This window comes from Nocardia sichangensis (genome assembly GCF_047200615.1).
GTDB classification, from domain to species: domain Bacteria; phylum Actinomycetota; class Actinomycetes; order Mycobacteriales; family Mycobacteriaceae; genus Nocardia; species Nocardia sichangensis.
The window spans coordinates 1-19,554 of the sequence record NZ_JBJZOK010000051.1; the positions used below are offsets into that span (position 1 = coordinate 1).

The window sequence follows — 19,554 nt, forward strand, 5'->3', positions numbered from 1 at the left end:
TCGAGGGATGCTTTTCTGCTGTCGAGCACCTGTTCGGTCCTCGCCGAAGTGCTGGAGAGGTCGTCTTCAGCGGTCAGACCGTGACCTCATAGCCCGAGGTCGTCGTCTGGTTGCTGCCCCCAGAGTTCAACATCTCCGTCGATCGGTTCGAGCAGGGTGGCTTCAGCGAGTGCGGAGGTGCGCATGTGCTGTTCGTGTTCGAGTTGGCTTGCGGTGAGTGTGCGGCGGCGCTGTTGTTCGGTCCGGCATTGGTCGAGTTCCGCGGTGAGTCCGGTGATCCGTGATCGGGCTTCGTCGGCTGCCGAGTCGTCAGTAGTGACCGGTTTGCATGCTTCGTGGGGGTTCGGGGTGGGCGGTGGCTACATGGTCCCAGTCTTGTTCTGGTCCTGCGAGTAAGACCGCGTCGCGGTGAGCGTTGCGTGCGGTCGTGCGGGCGGAGTCGTGCTGCCGGTCGCGGTTGTTGCGCTCGACGAGCAGTGTGTCGATGCGAGCTTGCAGGTGGTGGCGGTGACCACGCCGGTAGCGAGGAGTTGCGGCGAGTTCGACGCGAGCGTCATGGAGTTCGGTGGCCGCGGCCTGCGCGGCTTCGATCGCTGTCTGGAGTTGTTGGTCGGCGTGGTGGGCGTGGCGGATCGCGTCTTGTGCGGCGCGGTGGCGGCGGGCGACGTCTTCGGGGTCGGGTTCATCAGGCAGGCGCGCGGCAGGATTGAAGATGAACGTTTCTGTGTCGACGAGCGCGAGGCGTAGTTCGAGTTCGCCGATGTGCCTGCCGAGTTCCTCGTCGGTTAGCAGCATCAATGCGTTGATTTCAGGCTGCACAGTGGGCGCTGATGACAGAGGATCCCCGGCGTCATCGTTTGGTAGCAGATGATCGACGATACCGTTGTCGAGGGTGGGTGTTTCGAGTTTCACCCGTGACCACAGCGCTGCGGCGGGCATCTCATCGGGTAGCGGGCGTTCGTTCGCTGCGTCGGTGAGCATGCCGGTGATGTTGATTCCGGCGCGGTCGGCGGCCCCGATCCTGTCGGCCAGCGTGGGCCAGTAGGGATCGGTGGTGACGCGCGGGTCGAGGGATTCGACGACCGCCGCCCACTTGTTGGCTGGCAGGTTGTTATACCCGAGGGCGTTGGTGATGCGGTCGCGAAGCCTTTGTTGGTGCTCGCGCTCGAGGGCGGCGTACCGGTTGGGTCCGGTGGGTCGCAGGTCGCGGTCGGGGATATGCAGGCTACTCCGCCACACCGCGAGGCCGGCTACCAACTGCGGGTCGGCACCCATGAGTGCGCGCGCCCAGTGTGGTGCGGTCGTTGGTGTCCAGTCGCGGGTGTCGTCGCGGATCTGTTGGGCAAGGTCGGCGACGATGCTCTGGCGTGCCCGCAGTTCTCCCGCGAGGACATGCTCGTCGAGCATGCGAGGTAAGCCGTGCGCCCAGGGCAGTGGTCCGGCGCCGGTGGAGTGTGTGCCAGTGGGGTCGAGGCGCCAGTCCAGTACAGCGGCGGGATCGTCGGCGGTATCGAGTTCCCGCGTGGCGGCTGCGGTCTGTAGGGCGGTGATGGGGTCGTGTCCGGTCATCGCGATGACCGCCAGGTGTTGCCGCAGGACGGGGTAGGCGGGGCTGTCGGTGAGATTCGGGCGCACCGTTTCGGCGGCGACGTCGATGCGGTCGAGTCCGTGTGGGCCGAGAGCTTCTTCGGCCGCAACACCGACGGCATCGAGGTAGATGTCGAGGGCGCGCCCGAGCCGGGAGTGCGGGTCGAGAGCATCGCGTAGTCGCGTGTGCGCGGATTTTTGCGCGCCATCGCGGTCGAGGATGCGCACCAAAACTTCGACGGCGGTGCGCGGTACGACTGCGGGTTCGCTCCAGAAGGAGGCTTCGTTGCCGTCCAATGCGGTGGGGAGGTAGAGGTGGTTGCCGTGGATACCGCGTGTCATCGCGACGTACACCTGTTGGTGGGATTCGTGTCCGGTGAGTGCGACGTGGCAGGTGTCGGCGGTGATTCCTTGTGCGGAATCGATCGTTGTGGCGTACCCGAGACGCACATGATCGAGCACATAGTCGGCGGGAAGTCGCACACTTTCGCGGTGTCTTTCCCCGCGGGAGTGGTGGTGTGTGGCGGTGATACTGCCGTCGTCGTGGACGACGGTGATGGTCCAGGTGTAGCCGTTACGCACCCAATCTCGATCACCTAAACGCAATCGGGGGTTGTTGCGGCAGGTGCGGATCGTGTCACCGACCGAAGCGTAAAGCCCGTCGGCGAGTAGACATTCGGCGTCGACAACGTCAGCGGCGCGCGTGATCCGGTCGGCACGTGCGCGGGCGTTCAACGCGCCCACCACCTCATTCGTAGAGGCCAGCATGATGGCGTCGCAGCCGGTGAGATGGTCGGTCATCCACGCGTTGTAGGCGTCATTGTGAGTGGCGCCGCGGTGTCCGGCGTGCACGCGGCCGTTGTCCAGATACCACCCCAGCGCGGCGGGATCGCCGTCGCGAAGCTGCAAACTCGCAGTCGCTTCCGCTGTTGACGCGAAGCGCACTACGTGCGTGAGGCTCATGTTGTGTTCGGGTGTGGCGGCGTGCATGTCGGTGTCGGCGCCGCCGGCTTCGATCGCGGGAAGCTGGTGGTTGTCGCCGATGCAGCGGATCGTCGCCCCACGCCCGGTCAAGAACTCGAGCAGGCGGAGGCGTTTGAGGTTGCCGAGCTTTACGTGCTCATCGACGATGACCAACGTGTTGGGGCCAATTTCGAGTACCCATTCCGGTAGTGGGGGAGGCAGTTCACGTTCCAACGCATGACTATCCGCGCCCAGAGTGTGCTGGTTCAAAATGTAGAGGAGCTTGTCGACGGTCTCCACGCGGGCGCCGATCGACTCCCCGAGTACCGCTGCGGCGGATGCAGTGGGGGCGAGGCCGAGGACGTGGCCGCCGCTGGTGTGCCAGGCGTCGGTGAGCACGCGCATCGCAGTCGTTTTGCCTGACCCGGCGGGTGCGTTGGCTGTGCGCAGGCGCAAATGGGAGGTGGCGAAGCCTTTGATGACGCTGACCTGCCCGGCGTTCAGCGGCCGATCCGGGTGGGTAGTGTTGAATCGGCGGACCGCGGCGGTAACTGTTTCCAGTTCCAGTTGCCGTCCGCCGGGCTGGACCGACAGCTCGATCAGTCGCCGCTCCACCGACAACATGCGTGCCGAAGTATAGAGCTGAGCGGCCGAATTCGTGTAGATGCTGGTGCCGTCACGGCGGCGCAACACCTGTGGAACGGTGCGCAATTCGGGCTCGTCGGCAAGATCGGGATGCCCGCGCGCGATCGACCGCGCCGGGGACAATGCCTCGGTGACGACTGCGTCGGTGACCCATTCCCAATCGCTTGCCGCGACTCGACCGCGCAACTGCCGTTCGGCTTCGGCGCGCACGTTCGTACGTCGCCACGTCGAGCGATGCTCGGCTACCACCTCCAGGACCTGCTCGGCCGTGTGCGCGATCCACAGCGACGTCGGTGTAACCCGCGGAGTCCGTGTCGGATTCACTGCCGCCATGACCATCCGCGACACGGCGTTTCGTCCCCCGAGCAGCGCCACTGCCTCGGCACGCCAACTGCTGCGTTGCTCGGTCAGTGACCGCAATCCGTGCTTGCTGGGCCGTGTTTCGAGCGTGGCTTGCTGAGCCAGGTCATACATTTCGCCTGGGACGGGTTCGCGTCCGAACCGCCGTTGGAAGTCCACCGCGAGATCGCCCAGGCGTGCTTTGATGTCGGCTTCGCGCCGCGACCACGTCTCGATCAACCGTGCGGGGATGCCGACGACTTCGCGGACCGGGCGCTTCGCTGGATCACTCAAGGCGCGTTCGGCGAACTGCACACCGACGAGATCTTCGAGATGGTGCTCTAAACGGCTGTTGTAGATCTCCGAGACGGTGACTACAGACTGATAGATGGCGCCGCCGTAAAGGGTTCGCCAGCGGCCATCGAGGGTGCGTACACGGTTGGCAATCAGTACATGGGTGTGCAGGTCCGGGTCGCCGGCCCGGCTGTCGCGGTGGGTGAACCGTGCGGCCACGATGCCCTCGACATCGACCTGGCGCACCCCGTTTCGGCCCAATCGAGTGAAGATCGCGTGCTGTTCCAACCAGGCGAGTGCGTCGTCGATCGCAGCGTGGTGGGCGGCCTCGATCTTCTCCGCAATCGTCCGCGGAGCCAGCGCCCACAGTGCCGACACCGACTTCACTGGTGAGAAAGTGATGTCGAAACCCGCCACTGCGGCGGTGTTCGGGCGTGAGTTCTTCGCCACCCAGCCCGATAACTCCCGCGCATCCATCGGTGTGCGACCGTAGTCTTCGGTGAACATTTCCGTCGCCACGGCGGTGCGAATGCGTGCCCGTTTGGCGTCAGGGATAGCGTCGTGTGAGTCTGCTCCGTGCGCGATATTGTGTGTCTCGAAGGCGTCTGCGCATCGTTTTCGGAACTCGGAAACCTCGCGATAAATGCGGAATGGGTTGCCCAACCGCGATGCTTTATCCGCGACACGTGCGGCATCCTTCAGTTTGGCGCCGAGCCGGATCTGCTCCTCGATCACTGCGGTTTCGATCAGGTCGGCGTTGGGATGGCGACCCAGTCCGAACAGGGACTTCATCTGTTCTTCGGTCACTTCCTCACCGGCGGCGATGCCGAGCGCGCCCAGGCCGGTGCCATGCCAGCGCCCGGGTGCTTCACCGTGCGCGGAGTAATAGTCAGCCAGGCTGGAACGGCCGCGTGAGCTGGCATCGTGCGCAGCAACATTGCGTAGATAGTACTGATAGCCATTGCCTGCCACGACTTTATGGATCGTCGCGGTCATGTATCCATCAAGGCATGCAATAGACGTTTTCCGCTCGGGGTTCGATTGATTATTTTGAGGCAAATTAACCATGTTCCCTGGTCGTTACCGGATCGTTACCCTCGATGGAAGAGGTGTGCTTGAGAAGTTGGTTGAGAGGGGCAGAGAGGCTGATGGGAGGGGAGTGTAGAGGGCGAGCTGTGTGCAGGCAGGGGTTCGGAAGGAGGAGAGGATAGGAATGATGGAGATGAGGTGGCGTGAGTGAGGGAGCTTGGAGACTATGGTGGCCGGCGTCGCTGAACAGTTGGCGCGGTCACGGGGCTGACCACGGTGCTGATCGCTTGACTGCGAACCCGGGTCGGTTCGGTGTTGGTGAAATTGACCGGGGCCGACAATGTGGTGCTCGAGGTGAACACCGCTCAGCTGCGCGGGCTTTCCGCTGCCCAGGTGCTGGAGCTTACGGGCAAGCTGGCGTCGGATCTCGACCCGGGTTCCGGACTGCGGCAATGAATGCGGCGCCCGCGCTCAGCGCGGCGGGTGTGCGTGTGCTGCTGTACGAGGGCACAGTCGGCCCCGCGTGCGGTGGCATGTTGATGTCGGCTCGTACGATTGAGTCCTTCGGACGGTTGCGTCCCTTGGGTTAAGCTGCGTCGATTCGCGGGGTGGCGAAGTGGGGTAAGGAAGGATCGGTCTTGCGTGAGGATTCGCCGCGCTGGGAGGAAGGTAATCCCAGCGAGTTTCCGCACGAACAGGATGGGCTTCGGGCGCTGCGCGAGTATCTTCCGGACGCGAACCCGTTTCACGTATGGCCAAACGTGGAGTTCGTCGGCCCGGATGGCTCGATCAATGAGATCGACGCCCTGGTACTGACCCCCGGCGGCCTCCACATCGTCGAGTTGAAACACTGGCAAGGCGAGATCAGCGGGTCGGGCACACAGTGGGTGCGTCGGTATCCCAAAGGGCGGCTGGCTCCTGTGGACAACCCTCTGCTGCTGGCCAACCGTAAGGCCAAGCGACTTAGGAGCCTGCTCAGGTACTACGCGAACCAGGGCAACCACGGGCGGGCACCGTATGTCGGTGCCGTAATTTTCCTGCACGCGCAGAACATGCAGCAGAACCTCGACACATTCGGTCGCATGCATGTCTACGGGCTGGATGGCGGTAACGCAGGTCTGCCGAGCTTGAAGGGCTTTCTCCTGGCGTCCCCCACCGACCCCAGGCAGGCAGTGGATACGAGGCGTGGACGCCAGATCGTCGAGCTGGTCCGCAAGGGCGTTCGTACATCGGTGTCAAAACGCCGGATCGGGCAGCTGATACTGCATTCGAAACCTTTCGCGGAGGGGCCCGGCTGGCAGGACTTCCTGGCCGGCCATGCGATCGACACTGATCTTGTACGGCGAGTGCGTTTCTATCTGACCGAGGAAGGTGACGACGAGCAGCCGGCGCGAGCGGCAGCGGAACGAGAGTTCCGCCTGCTGCAAGGTGTGCACCATCCAGGGATTGCTCATCCGGTCGATCTGGTCGAGCGTGAGCGCGGTCTCGCTGTGGCCTTCGATCATGCCGCCGGTTCGATTCGCTTGGACGAGTGGCTGATACAGCAGGAAGCGCGGTTGACGCTGGCGCAGCGGCTTCAGCTTGTGCAGGATCTCGCTGAAATTGTCGACTACGCGCATTCCCGTCGGCTGACGCATCGGGCGCTGCATCCTCGCGCGATCTTCGTGACCGAGCAGAAGCGCGGGAAGCCGTCGCTACTGGTGACTGACTGGCAGGCCAGTCGCCGACTGCCGAGCACGGGTCACCGCTCGCCGAACGGTCCATCCAGCGACGGCACCGATCTGGAACTGTTCTTCGACGATGAGATGCGGTGCTACCACGCTCCCGAGGCCGCCGTCGACACTAAAGCGCCAGGCGTTCCGCTGGATGTGTTCGCGCTGGGCGCTGTCGCATACCGGATCCTCACAGGAGTGGCACCTGCCGAGACCGGGGAACAGCTCCTTGCGGCTGTTCGCAATCAGGGTCTCGACATCGCCGCAGCAGTAGACGGTATGCCGAACAATCTGGTCGACCTGATTTACAGCGCCACGCACGGCGACCCGAAACACCGGACTCCGAGCATGATGGCGTTCCGAAAGGGACTGGATGCGGTGTGGGAGGAGCTCACCGCTCCGGAGCCCGAGCCAGTCACCGACCCGTTGGAGGCCAACAAGGGCGATGTGCTCGAGGGCGGGCTGACCGTGGTCCGTCGTCTCGGCGCGGGTGCGACTGCTGTGGCATTGCTGGTCACTCATGAGGGCCGCGAACTGGTGCTGAAAGTCGCCCGGGACGATCGACATGACGAACGGCTGACGGCTGAGGCGGAGGTGCTGGACAACCTCCGCAAGCATTGGCAGGTCGCGAGCCTGGTCAAGGGACCGCTAATTGTCGGTGGACGTACTGCGTTGCTGCTGGAGAGTGCGGGCGCCACGACCCTTCTTGAGGAGCTGCAGGGCGGTCGACTGGCTCTGGGGATGCTGGAACGGTATGGACGCGATCTCCTGGAGATCGTTGCCTTCCTCGACGGGGAAGGGGTGTGGCATCGCGATCTCAAACCGGCGAACCTCGCGATGCGCCCGCGACCGAAGGACAGCCGACTGCACCTATGCGCCTTCGACTTCTCGCTGGCCTCCACTCCCGCCGATCAGCTGAACGCAGGCACGCCCCCCTACACCGATCCGTTCCTCGGACCGCCGCAGCGAACCCGCTATGACGCCGCTGCCGAGCGGTTCGCGGCGAGCGTGACGCTTTACGAGATGGCCACCGGCATTCTGCCCCGATGGGGAGAGAACGCTAATCCTGTCGCCACCGACGACGAGGTCAACCTCGATTCGGCTCTGTTCGATACGGCAATCGCGGACCGGATGATGACCTTCTTCAGCCGCGCGCTCGCGAGGGACGCAGCCAAGCGCTTTGACACGATCGATGAGATGGTCGACGCGTGGCGGGGGATGTTCCGCGACCTGCCACAGCCTGTGCCCGATAGCCCGGCGATCACTCCAGAATCCTCGCTCGACGTCACGAGCCTGACCCCGCGGGCCAGGTCTGCGCTGGAGCGACTCGGTGTGCACACGGTTGCCGAATTGCTGGCCTACGACGGATCAGAGCTGCGGCGTGCCAAGGGGATCCCTGATGCGACCCGCAAGGAGATCAGCGCCTATATCCGGGACGTACGGCCCCAGTTCGAAACTCCGCCCGCGGAACCACCAGTCGAAGAACGGCCCGCATACGGGATAGAGGCGATCTGCGCCAAGCTGCTGCCCGAACCGAAACAAACCTCGAAGAGCGCCACCGCAAAGAGCACCATCGAGCTGGACACCATGCGTGTAATGCTCGGGCAGTCACCCAGTGATGCAGGTGGCTATCTGAGGTGGCCATCTCAGCCCGAGGGAGCTCGTGTCACCGGGCAAAGCCAGCCGCAGATCTCGACATGGCTGCGCAAACACGCGAAGAAGTGGCGTTCGCTCCCGGCTCTCAACCCGGTCCGCGATGAGATCGTCGCGCTGCTCGACACCCGTGGCGCCGTGATGAGTGCCGAAGAACTGGCCGAAGCTCTCGCGGCTGCCCGCGGAACATACACATCCGGCCCTCAGCGGCTCGCCCAAGCGATCGGATTAGTGCGTGCGGCAGTGGAAGCAGAGCTTGAGCGCGGCGGCAACGCTCGGGTAGCCATCTATCGATTCCGCACTTCCGACACCGTCCTCATCGGCCGCGAATCCGATAACCCCGCAGCGACGACAACTGCTAGGGACCTCCTGGATTACGCGGTGGCGTTGGGGCAGCGGGCCGCGAAGTTGGCCGACGCCGACCCGTTGCTGTCGAAGCAACGTGCAATCGACGAGCTGCGCACCACCACCCAACCCGAGGGAATGCCCGTCCTCAGTGATAATCGGCTGCTGCAACTGGCTGCCGCTGCGAGCAATGGCGTGGCCGCGGTGAGCGCACAATGGCAGCTCTACCCGGTGGGGATGCCGGCGGAACGCGCGCTGCGGTTGGCCGCCGGAGCGCTGGTGGGCCGCCGCATGACCGAGGAGACGGTCCGCTCCCGGGTGCAGAGCCGATTCCCAGCCGCCAAGCCGCTGCCCGGTCGGCCCACGCTGGATGGGCTGCTCGAAGGCTACGGATTGTCCTGGGACCGAACAACCAAGACCTACGCCCCGCCGCCGCTGCGGCACTCGGCGACATCAACACGGATGATGCCTACCGCCGGTCCGCTGCCCACGCCTACCGAGGTAGACGCGGTCAGTGCGAAACTGGCCGCGGCGATCGAACACCGCCGCTTCATGGCCGTCCTCACCCAGCCGAAACTTCTGGAGAAGGCCCGGCCTGCCCTACTCCACCACTTCCGTCTCACCGAGATCAACGTAACCGCGATCATGATCGACCTGCTTCGCAGCCTCGGGCACCCATGGGAAGTGATCGTGGCAGCTGACACCGGCAGCGCGCACGACCCTGACTTCCGGGCGCTCACCGACCTTATCCGCCACCGCGTGGTACCTGCCGTGGCCGAGTCCTTGGAACGCCCCGACCCGGTACTGATCACAGATGCCAGCCCACTCGCACGCTATGGCCAGCTCCGCGTCATCCAGGAACTCGCCGACCCCACCCGGACTCGCCCCGCGGCGCGACTACTCCTCGTGGCGGCCCGCCGGGCCGAACCTGCCATGCTGGACGGCGTGCAACTGCCGCTCACCTCTCCGGCCAGCCAGTCGCTGTGGCTGCCGGAACCGTGGATCTCTACAGCTGAAGGAGGGGCCTCCGCCCGATGATCGACGCCAAGGCGCTACAAGGCCAGGTAAGCAAACTGGTCGACGATCTCCGCGAGCAGGCCTCAGCTGGAACAGAACTGAGCACCAAGCTACGGAAAGTCCACGCTGAGGCCACCACTGCTGAACGCGTCGGAGTGCCGTACGAGATATGGCTGGAGGGTGAGCTCGATAAAGCGGCTGTTGCCTGGGTACTGAGTTGCGTTTTTGTCCGCTACTGCGAGGACAACCGTCTCGTCGACCGTACGTGGATCGGCGGACCCGAGGAACACGCGTCCGCAGACCGAGCCATGCAGGCCCGGCAGGTGTACGTGCGCGATAACCCGCGCCAGTACGAACGTGAATGGCTGAGACAAGCGTTCGACCACCTCCGGGACAAGCGCGCCACGAGCAAGATTTTCGATGAGCACAACCCGGTGTGGGAGTTCGCAATTTCGGGTCAGGCGGCCGAGGATCTCGCCGATTTCTTCCGCCGCGGTGCTGGATACCGATCCTTGAAAACGGATGAGCTCAGTACGCGATTTCTTGGTGACTTGTACGAGCGTCTGTCCGTGTACGCCCAGAAGACTTGGGCGTTGCGTCAGACCCCGGAGTTCGTCGAGGAGTTCATTCTTGACCGAACCTTTGACCCTGCACTGCAGGAGTTCGGACTCGCTGAAATCTCTGTCATCGACCCCACCTGCGGGTCGGGACACTTCCTTATCGGGGCGTTTGAACGACTCCTGAAGCTATGGCGGAGGCGAGAGCCCGATATTCCTACTGAGGCTCATATCGAACGAGTGCTCAAGCAGATTACTGGCGTCGACATCAACCAGTTCGCGGTGGCTATCGCCCGATTTCGTTTGGTGGTCGCCGCACTCAAGGCTACTGGCCGAACCAACCTCAACAACAGCTATGACATCCGCGTAGCGACTGGCGACTCGCTGCTGCGGTGGGGTGGTGCTGGGAGCAGCCACCAGGGAGATTTGCTCGCCGAGCTTGAGGGGCGGCCGGTCTTTGCCTACTACACAGAGGACGGAGATCTCCTCGCAGAGTACCTCCAGCCTGGAAAATATGCCGTGGTTGTCGGCAATCCGCCGTACATCACAGTCAAGGACCCGCAGGCTAATAAAATCTACCGAAGCGAGTACCCTGACGTCTGCTATCGCCAGTATGCTTTAACGGTTCCTTTCGCAAATCGGTTCTTTGAACTGGCGAAACGTGGCGACCATGCCGGGCGCGGTGCGGGTTACGTAGGACAGATAACCGCGAACTCTTTCATGAAGCGCGAGTTTGGCAAGAATCTAATCAACGACTACTTTCGGAATAAGGTCGAGCTAACTGAGATTATAGATACGTCTGGCGCATATATCCCGGGACATGGCACCCCCACCGTGATTCTTGTGGGACGTAACCGTCTTGTTAGTAGTCGATATAGCGTTCCGATCCGTGCTGTTCTGGGTATTCATGGGGAGCCTTCTCAGCCGACCGATCCTGCGCAAGGTAATGTATGGAACGCTATTGTCGAACAGGTGGGCAAGCCGGGATCGGAATCCGAATGGGTTAGCGTGGCCGACTTTCCCCGTGACGGTCAGTTCGCAAACCATCCATGGAGTCTCAGTGGCGGTGGCGCCGATCGGCTTACCGCGCATATCGAACATGTGCAGACGGCTCGGCTTTCAGATGTAATATCGCAGGTTGGATTTGTGGCAGTTACTGGGGAGGATGAAGCCTTCCTACTTTCTCCTGACACGGTCCGGCGGTTGGGTATCGAGAGATCTGCAACAATTGTTTTAGGTGATGCGGTTAGAGACTTTTCAATAGATCCACAATCGTTGTGTGTATTCCCATACGATGATAATCTCCATGTGGAGCAGCTGGCCGACTTGGCGAATTTAGCCAAGTTCCTTTGGCCTAACCGTCGTGTCCTGCAACTTCGAAAGCGTTTCGGCGTTCCTGTTGAAAAAATATCTTCGATGTCGTGGTATGAAATTCGTGAATTATATCGCGATAAATTAGCTGCGCCGGACGCGATTGCGTTTGGTGAGATATCTACTCACAACCACTTCGCGCTCGACTCTAGCGGCCTGCTGTTCGGTCGTACCGCTCCGGTTATTAAATTTCCTACAGGTGTAAGCGAAGATGATCGTCTGAAGATCCTAGGTGTTCTAAACAGCTCTCTCGCTGCTTTTGGCTGAAACAGGTCTGCCCTAGAAAGGGGGGTAGCGGAATTGGTCGAGGAATTCAGCCGGAAGCCTGGATGGAGCGATATGTATTTAATGCAGCCAATCTGCGCGAATTTCCGTTGGTGCCGATTTCCTCCATTGGGATTTCTGGGGTTCTTTATGAACTTTCACAAAGGCGTTCCGAGGTCCTTCCTCGGGTTATTGTGGCCGATGGTGTGCCAACACGTAAGCGCTTGGATTCATCGCATAGGAACTATAATGCAATTCGAGTTCAAATGGTTTCGGCACAGGAAGAATTGGATTGGCAGACGTATGCGGACTATGGTCTCGTCGGCGAGGGTTTGGTCTCATCGGATGCTGCGGACGTTCGAATTGGGGAGCGGGCATTCGAAATATTGCTAGCCCGTCAGATGGAATCCGGTCATATAAAAACCGAATGGTTCGCTCGTAATGGAGCGCAAAGGACAACGGACATACCAAACCACTGGCCTGCTGCGTATCGAGCAGTGGTTGAGCGGCGTATTGCGGCTATAGAGTCGGATCCAAGGATCTCGCTGCTTGAGCGCCCAGAGTTCAAGCGGCGATGGGGTACGGGTGACTGGGAGGACATGCAGGACAACGCGCTGCATCAGTGGTTGCTGGATTACCTTGAGCGTCCTTCGATCTGGCCCGCCAATCCCACGCCCCTGTCTGTTGCGCAGCTTGCAGATCGAGTCCGCCACGACGAAGATTTCCGCTCGGTGGTGGACTTGTGGGTAGGAAGCGATCAGCATGATCTCGCGAAAACACTGTCGAAGCTGGTCGGGGATGAACATGTGCCGTTCCTTCCGGCCGACCGGTATAGCCCGACCGGTCTGCGGAAGCGTGCGCTGTGGGAACGAACTTGGCGACAGCAGCGCCGGGAAGATGCTGGCGAAGATGTGCGAGCCGACATGCCACCGAAGTACGTGATGGCGGACTTCACCAAGATCTCGTTTTGGCGCAATCGCGGCAAGTTGGACGTGTCCAGAGAACGGTTTATATCGTACCCGGGTCTGGGGCGTGACGGTGATGGCACGTTGCTCCTTGGCTGGGCGGGCTGGGATCAGCTAGATCAGGCTCGGGCACTAGCTGCTATCTATCTGCAACGGAAGAAGCAAGAGGGTTGGCCAGCAGAACGATTGCTACCGCTGCTGGCGGGTCTTCTCGAACTTGAACCGTGGCTTTACCAGTGGCATAACAAGCCCCAGCCGGGATTCCCAGGATCCCCTGCCGAGTTCTTCTCGGGCCTAATCGATAACGAGCTGTCGACTCTGGGTGCAGACAGGCGCACCCTCATCGAACTGCGTGGCGTGGAGGAACTGGAATGACGCTCCTGCGGGACCTGATCAACATCCCGGTCTCGGTCGGGGACACCGACTTTGTCGTGGCCGCCGCTGAAGGTGCAGATCTGGACCACTATGTGGTTACCGAGCAGTTGCGGGATAGCTTCCGTAATGCGCTGCAGGTGGTCGAGCATGCAGTGACGACCGGGCAGTCCCAGGGGAAGTTCCTGCATGGGTCGTTCGGTTCGGGTAAGTCGCATTTCATTGCGGTGCTGCGGGAGATCTTGCAGCACAACCCAGTTCTCCGTGGGTATCCGGCACGATCCGGGTCGGTGAGCGAGTTAGCAGAGGTGATTGCGCAGGCCGACACTTGGCTGGGCGGCCGGAATGTCCTCTGTCTCACAATGCATATGCTCAACGCTGAGTCGGTCGAGCAAGCAGTATTCGAGACTTATCTGAAGTACGTTGCCGCCGCGCGTCCGGATGTTCCGCCGCCTGCTGTGCACCGGTCGGATGCCCTGCTGGAGAACGCAGCACAGCATCGTGTGGATCTCGGGGATGAGAAGTTCTTCGCACGCCTCAACGGCGGAGTAGCAGCGGGTCCAACAGGAGGAGGACTCGCGGCTCGGGTAGCGCAGTCGGAAGGCTGGACACCGGAGCGGTACGAGTCGGCGGCCGCTGCGCTGCCGGGTTCCGAAGAGCGGGATCTGCTTGTGAGTGCATTGACCGCCACGTTCTTCTCCGGCGCCGTGCATAGCAGTGAATACCTGGACCTCGACACCGGGCTGCAGGTGGTCACACGGCACGCGAAGAAGTATCTGGGCTGTGATGTGCTCGTGCTCCTGTTGGATGAGCTCATGCTCTGGTTGTCGACGCATCTGTCCGATGACACGTTCGTAAAGACCGAGGGCGCCAAGCTGAACAAGCTGGTCGAGTCTTCGGATACGGCACGACCGTTGCCCGTCGTGTCGTTCATCGCCCGGCAGCGCAATCTGGAGGACTTCCTCGGGCCGCAGGTGGGTGGTACCGAGCGGGAGACGATCGCAGAGCTGATGCGTAGCCTGCAGGGGCGGTTCGGTGAGATCGTCCTTGCAGACACGAACCTCCCGGAGATCACCGAGGGCCGCCTGCTGCGACCAGGTACCGAGCGAGTTCCGGCCGAGCAGGCGCGGCAGCTGATCGACGCGGCGTTCGAGGCGGTACGCAGTAACCGTGAGGTATGGGACATCCTGCTGTCGGGTGCGCAGTTCAGCGATGCCGGCGTGGGATCGGATCGGGCGACGTTCCGCCGGTTGTACCCGTTCTCACCAGCGCTGGTTGCCACTTTGGTGGCGTTGTCACAGGCGCTTCAGCGAGAGCGTACGGCCCTGCGGGTGATGACCGAGCTGCTGGTGGGGCGTCGGGACACGCTCGAGGTCAACGACCTCATCGGCGTGGCCGCGCTGTTCGATCCACTGGTACTGCACGGTGAGTTGCCGGACCGGCCGAAGCTGAAACAGCAGTTCCAGGCGGCCCGCGATACCTATCAGCGGAAGTTGCGACCGCTGCTGCTGATGATGAACGGCATCACTGAGGCACAGAGCGCCATCCATGAGCAGTTCCGGTTGGACGACATGCTTGTGCGGACGCTGCTGTTGGGAGCATTGGTCCCGGAAGTACCTGCGCTGCACAATCTCACTGCAGAACGATTGCACGCGTTGAACTTTGGCAGCATTGCCGCACCGGTTGCCGGGTACGAGTCCGAGTTCGTCGTCGACCGGTTGACCAAGCTTGGCAATGACGCTGGTGAGCTGCATAAGAGTGACGGACCCGATCCGGTTTTCTCCCTGAAACTTTCGTCGGTCGATTATGACCGCCTGCTGGATCTGGTGCCGCACAACGAAACTGCCACCGGTGTGCTGCAGGGTCTCATCAGGGACATGGTGTGCCGTGAACTAGCGCTGACCAGTGTCGAGGGCACGTTCGGTGATTTGCCCCATCCTCGTGACTGGAGGGGGCGTCGTCACCACATCAATGTCCGCTTCGGAAACGTGCGCGACCGGGACAGCCTTCCCGATTCGGCTATTTACGCTGATGGAGGTGTCTGGAGGATCATCGTCGACTACCCGTTTGATACGAGCGGTGATCGGCGATCGGATCTTGCGCGCATCGAGACCCTCGATCGGGGATCGTGGACTGTCTTCTGGCTGCCGTTCTTCTTTACCGACGAGCAGATGGCGCGTGTCGCTCAGCTGGCGAAGATCAACTACCTGTTGGGTAGCGGTGGCACTGGGGACCGGCTGTCCACGCTGGCAGCGGATTGGTCGGTCAGCGACCGACAGCAAGGCAAGGTCTACCTGAAGCAGCGGCAGGAGCAGCTGGAATCAGCGTTGCGCGATAGCCTTCGGCAGGCGTATGGCGTGGTCAAGCCTCGAGAATCGGATGTGGAGGCTGACGATATCCCGGTGTTGCACAGCCTTGCCGAGGGCATCCAACTGAGCGATCCTCGCGGGGGCACCCTGCAGGCTGCATTTGGGCACCTCACTGGGGATCTGCTGCAGTGGTCTTACCCCGGGAGGCCGTGCCTGCCGGAGGAGGAGAAACCGCCGACGAAGGCCGAGCTGAACAAGGTGCTTCGGTACGCCGAGCTGGCCGCTGCCGACCCCACCCATGGCGTGCGGGTCGATGACGGTGATCAGCGGACGGTGCAACGGATCTGCAATCCTCTCCGGCTCGGAGAACTCGTCGACCACCGGTATGTGCTCACCGGAACCACCTGCTGGTGGAGCACCCATTTGATCCAGGGCGCCGCGAAGCTCGGCTATACCGACCATTTTCCGGTGCACAAGCTCCGGCCCTTGCTCGACGAACCGGAATCCCGCGGCTTCGACCGCGACCTGCAGAACCTTATTCTGGCCGTGTTCGCGCTTGAGCAGCAGTTGTCCTGGTACCAGCACAACGGGAAGTTCGAGATTCACTCGCCGCAGCAGGTTACTGACCAGCTGACGCTGCAGCATCCGCCGATGCCCGAACAGGACGTATGGGATCGGGCAGTCCGACGGGCGAGACCTCTGTTCGGCATTCCGCTTCCCGAATTCCTCCTGACCGCGACGCTCGAAGAGTTCGGGTCGGTCGTACGTGGTGCGGCATCTGAGCGTGCGAGCGCCACGGAACTACTCGTCGGGGAGCTGATCCGGCACTCCGATGTGTTGGGCCTTGAGCCCGAAGCAGATACCGGACGGTTGGCTACGGCTCGTCGAGTCGCTGGACTCCTGCGGGCCCTTGCCATCGAGGATGACGATGTCGTGCTGGTGGGTTTAGTCGCCGAAGCCGACGTCGGTGAGGTTACGGACATCACTGCGGCTGCCGCGATCGAGCAGGCACAGCATGTCATCGATGCCCTTGCTGCCACCAATTGGGATCTTGTCGGTGCTATTGCCATGCGCGCCGATCACGATGAGCGAGCCAAGGTCATTATCGATGAGCTGCGGCTGTCCGCCGAGTACGACCAGCACGCTGAAGATCTCGCCGTCGCACTGAAAAGGGCTGAACATCGGGCAACAACTCTGATCACTGCCGATCGGCCGACGCCGTCGATGCACCCGGAACCGTCGGTGCGCGACCAAGCCGGTAATCACGACAAATCTGGTAACACAGCGGAGCCCTCAGCTGAACAGCCGACAATTCAGCGGGCGTCGATGCGACGTGAGAAAGTAGTCGTCGACGCTGAGGGTGTCAGCGCGGTGTTAGCGGAGATCGGGAATGAGATCTCGGCAGGGCATCGTGTGCGAATCACATGGGAGGTCATTGAATGACCGGTCCCGAACCCAGCACGATTCGACGCAAGCTCGAATCGTGGCTGGCCGAGAAGGACGGCACGGAGGCGATTGTCTTGCGGGCCCGCCCCGAATGGAGCGGGGAGCCAATTCTCACGGTCAGCGGGGTTGCGGCTCGGGTGGTTCCGTGCCCTACCCCTATGGCGGCACGTGCGGCGCTCCACGACCGCCGAGACAACGAACGGCTCGTGTTGCTGACCGAATTGGCCGACGATGATCTAGGCGATGGACTGCTCGCGCACGTCAGCCGTGGCCGCGTGCGCAGCGTCGACCGTTGGGACCTGGTTCGACAGATGTTCCGGCTCACCGAACTTGACCCCGCCATCGCCGATCCGCGGATGGGCGGCGGCGGTTGGATCGCCGACGCTCTGACCCGATACACGCCGGTGGAAGGATGGCCCGCACCGTCGGGTGCCATTTTGACTCGCGACCACACACTGCGCTGTCTGGCAGTGCGGTTACTTGGCCTCGATGATGAGCAGCTCGACGGGGCCAGTCTGCTGCAGTGGAGTACCGACGCACAGCCGGTGCTGGAGTTCAGCCGACTTCCGAGCGAGGTATTCGAAGGGATTACCCGCTATCTCTCCGATACCGCCGGAACAGTGGCGGAGCCGATCATGCGTGCGGTGCGCGCGGGCCACGGCATAGAGATCGTCCCACTCGGGCTGGTGGTTGCCGCGCTCTGGCCGACCAACGGGGCACAGGTGAACACCGACGTCGCCATCGTCAGGACCCGTCTCGAACCCTACTTCGGCGGATTGCGGCTGAGCGATGCGCAGGCGAAAGCGTTGCGCATGATCACCGAGGCCTGGATCGATCGCGCACGCGACACCGGTCAACAGCAGGAAGCGCAGCGGATGATCAAGCGTGCCGAGCAGTTGGCTGCTTCGGTCGATGCCACGCCGCTGCTGATCGCCTCCGATGTACTGCCGTCCGGATTCGATGCCCGACTGCGCGCGTTCGCGAATGTCCTTCGCGAGATCGTCAAAGCCGGTCAGCCGACACCGGCTGCGGTACAGATGGCACAGCAAGAATGGGAGAAACTCGACCGTCACCGCACCAGCGACAACGACGCCCGCAAGGACACGGCACGAATGGCGGTTCGGGCGCTGCGGTGGCTGGCATCTCGAGAAGCGACCGGACCGGCCACCCTGCATGATGCTGTGCTGCGGCAGGTCCACGACGATGGGTGGGTTGACCGTGCCAGATTGGACATCTTCGCCGGCGATGCTGACCCCGCAGTCGCCGAAGCGTACCGCCAGCTGCACCGAGCGGTCGACTTGCGGCGGGCTCGGCACGATCAGCAGTTCGCGGACCTGCTTGCGGCCGCGACCGCTGCGGATGCCGAGCCGGGTGCGCTATTGCGGGTAGAGGATGTGCTGGACCGGGTGGTCCGCCCGATCCTCGAACATCGCCCTGCGCTGTTGCTGGTGCTCGACGGAATGAGCGTCGCGGCCTCCACCGAACTCGCGGAATCCCTGACCCGGTCGGGGATGTGGCTGGAACTGACCCCGGACGGCGGGCCACGGACCGGAGTGCTGGCAGCATTGCCCACGGTCACCGAGGCCAGCCGCTGCAGCCTGCTGTCCGGTCGGATCACGTCGGGCCTGGCCCACGATGAGCGCGCCGCGTTCAGCAACCAGTTTCCGACCGGCATACTGCTGCACAAGAAGTCGCTGCGAGCCGGGGCAGGAGCTGCGCTGGACTCCGAAGTCGTTGCCGCCCTTGGAGACCGCTCGGTTCCGCTTGTCGCTGCAGTGGTCAATACGATCGATGACGCTCTCGAATCCGCGGATCCTGGCACCGTTGTATGGGGAGCAGACAACATCACCGTTGTGCGCGACCTACTCGCGCATGCACTCGACCGCGTGGTCATCCTTGTCTCCGATCACGGACATGTAGTGGACCGCGGTCCTGATGGCCGGCCCCGGCGTATTACGTCCAACGGCAACCGGTGGCGTTCGACACCGCCGCCAGCGGGGGAGGGCGAGATCGTCGCACATGGTCCGCGTGTCGCCCTCGGTGGTGGCCGCGTCGTCCTGCCGTGGCGTGAGGAACTTCGATATGGATCGCAGCACGCCGGGTACCACGGCGGAGCCTCTCCCGCGGAAGCAGTGATCCCGCTTATCGTGATGACCAGCGGAGACGAGAATGCGGTGCCGGGGTGGGGTGGAGCGCCGGTTGCCAGCCCTAACTGGTGGCGAGAGACCAGGATCGACACGATGATCCCGACGGTCGTTGCACCGCCAGCGCGGTCGAGCACGAGAAAAGAAACTGTGCCCGAGGACGTGGCCACTCTCTTCGAGGTAGCACCGCCCTCCCAGCCGATCCGTGAACTGTCTGCGGCTTCGCCCCGGCCTGTGCTCATCGATGCTCTGCTGGCCAGCGATGTCTATCAGCGTCGGCGTGGTACGCGGGCGCCCCTGCCCGACGACCGAGTCGCCGCGCTGCTCGAAGTGTTGCTGTCTCGTGGTGGGCGGGCGACGTTGGACACCATGTCCGCGCAGGCAGGGGTGCCTGCGCATCGGATCGGCAACACCGTGACGGCTCTGCGGAAACTGCTCCAGGTCGAGGGCTACCCTGTGATCGAGATCGACCCGGACGGTCACACTGTCAAGCTCGACGAGGATCTGCTGATCGAACAGTTCAACCTGGAGCTGCCGTGACG

The 19,554-nt window shown here is 62.6% G+C and carries 6 protein-coding genes and 1 pseudogene; 6 read left to right on the forward strand and 1 reads right to left on the reverse strand.

Translation table 11 applies throughout. The annotated features are described in order from the left end of the window. Positions 1-110 precede the first annotated feature (110 nt). A complete protein-coding gene (locus ACL03I_RS37185; protein WP_412808359.1) occupies positions 111-284 on the forward strand; it encodes a hypothetical protein in 174 nt (57 codons plus the stop codon). A gap of 25 nt (positions 285-309) precedes the next feature. Here ACL03I_RS37185 and mobF read toward each other — a convergent pair whose 3' ends face one another. After that, the gene (gene mobF, locus ACL03I_RS37190) at positions 310-4,896 is read right to left on the reverse strand and encodes a MobF family relaxase (protein WP_412808360.1); all 4,587 of its coding nucleotides are present in this window, start codon (positions 4,894-4,896) and stop codon (positions 310-312) included. Between the two features lie 279 nt (positions 4,897-5,175). Here mobF and ACL03I_RS37195 point away from each other — a divergent pair, with 279 nt between their 5' ends. The 5 genes and pseudogenes from ACL03I_RS37195 (at position 5,176) to pglZ (ending at position 19,552) form a co-directional block, all read left to right on the forward strand. Further along, a complete protein-coding gene (locus ACL03I_RS37195) occupies positions 5,176-5,313 on the forward strand; it encodes a hypothetical protein (RefSeq protein ID WP_412808361.1) in 138 nt (45 codons plus the stop codon). A 182-nt stretch (positions 5,314-5,495) separates the two neighbouring features. Next, on the forward strand, positions 5,496-9,605 hold the full coding sequence (gene pglW / locus ACL03I_RS37200; protein WP_412808362.1) for a BREX system serine/threonine kinase PglW: 4,110 nt from the start codon (positions 5,496-5,498) through the stop codon (positions 9,603-9,605). After that, positions 9,602-13,116, forward strand: a pseudogene (gene pglX, locus ACL03I_RS37205) (BREX-2 system adenine-specific DNA-methyltransferase PglX). The gene pglW and the pseudogene pglX overlap by 4 nt, the downstream one beginning before the upstream one ends. Beyond that, the gene (locus tag ACL03I_RS37210; RefSeq protein WP_412808363.1) at positions 13,113-16,865 is read left to right on the forward strand and encodes a hypothetical protein; all 3,753 of its coding nucleotides are present in this window, start codon (positions 13,113-13,115) and stop codon (positions 16,863-16,865) included. The pseudogene pglX and the gene ACL03I_RS37210 overlap by 4 nt, the downstream one beginning before the upstream one ends. After that, positions 16,862-19,552, forward strand: a complete 2,691-nt coding sequence (gene pglZ, locus ACL03I_RS37215; protein WP_412808364.1) for a BREX-2 system phosphatase PglZ — start codon at positions 16,862-16,864, stop codon at positions 19,550-19,552. Before ACL03I_RS37210 ends, pglZ begins: the two co-directional genes overlap by 4 nt. Positions 19,553-19,554: the final 2 nt, after the last annotated feature.

Coding starts and splice junctions, on each gene's coding strand:
- mobF (WP_412808360.1), bottom strand. CDS start 4,896: ATGGTTAATTTGCCTCAAAATAATCAATCGAACCCCGAGCGGAAAACG.
- ACL03I_RS37210 (WP_412808363.1), top strand. CDS start 13,113: ATGACGCTCCTGCGGGACCTGATCAACATCCCGGTCTCGGTCGGGGAC.
- pglZ (WP_412808364.1), top strand. CDS start 16,862: ATGACCGGTCCCGAACCCAGCACGATTCGACGCAAGCTCGAATCGTGG.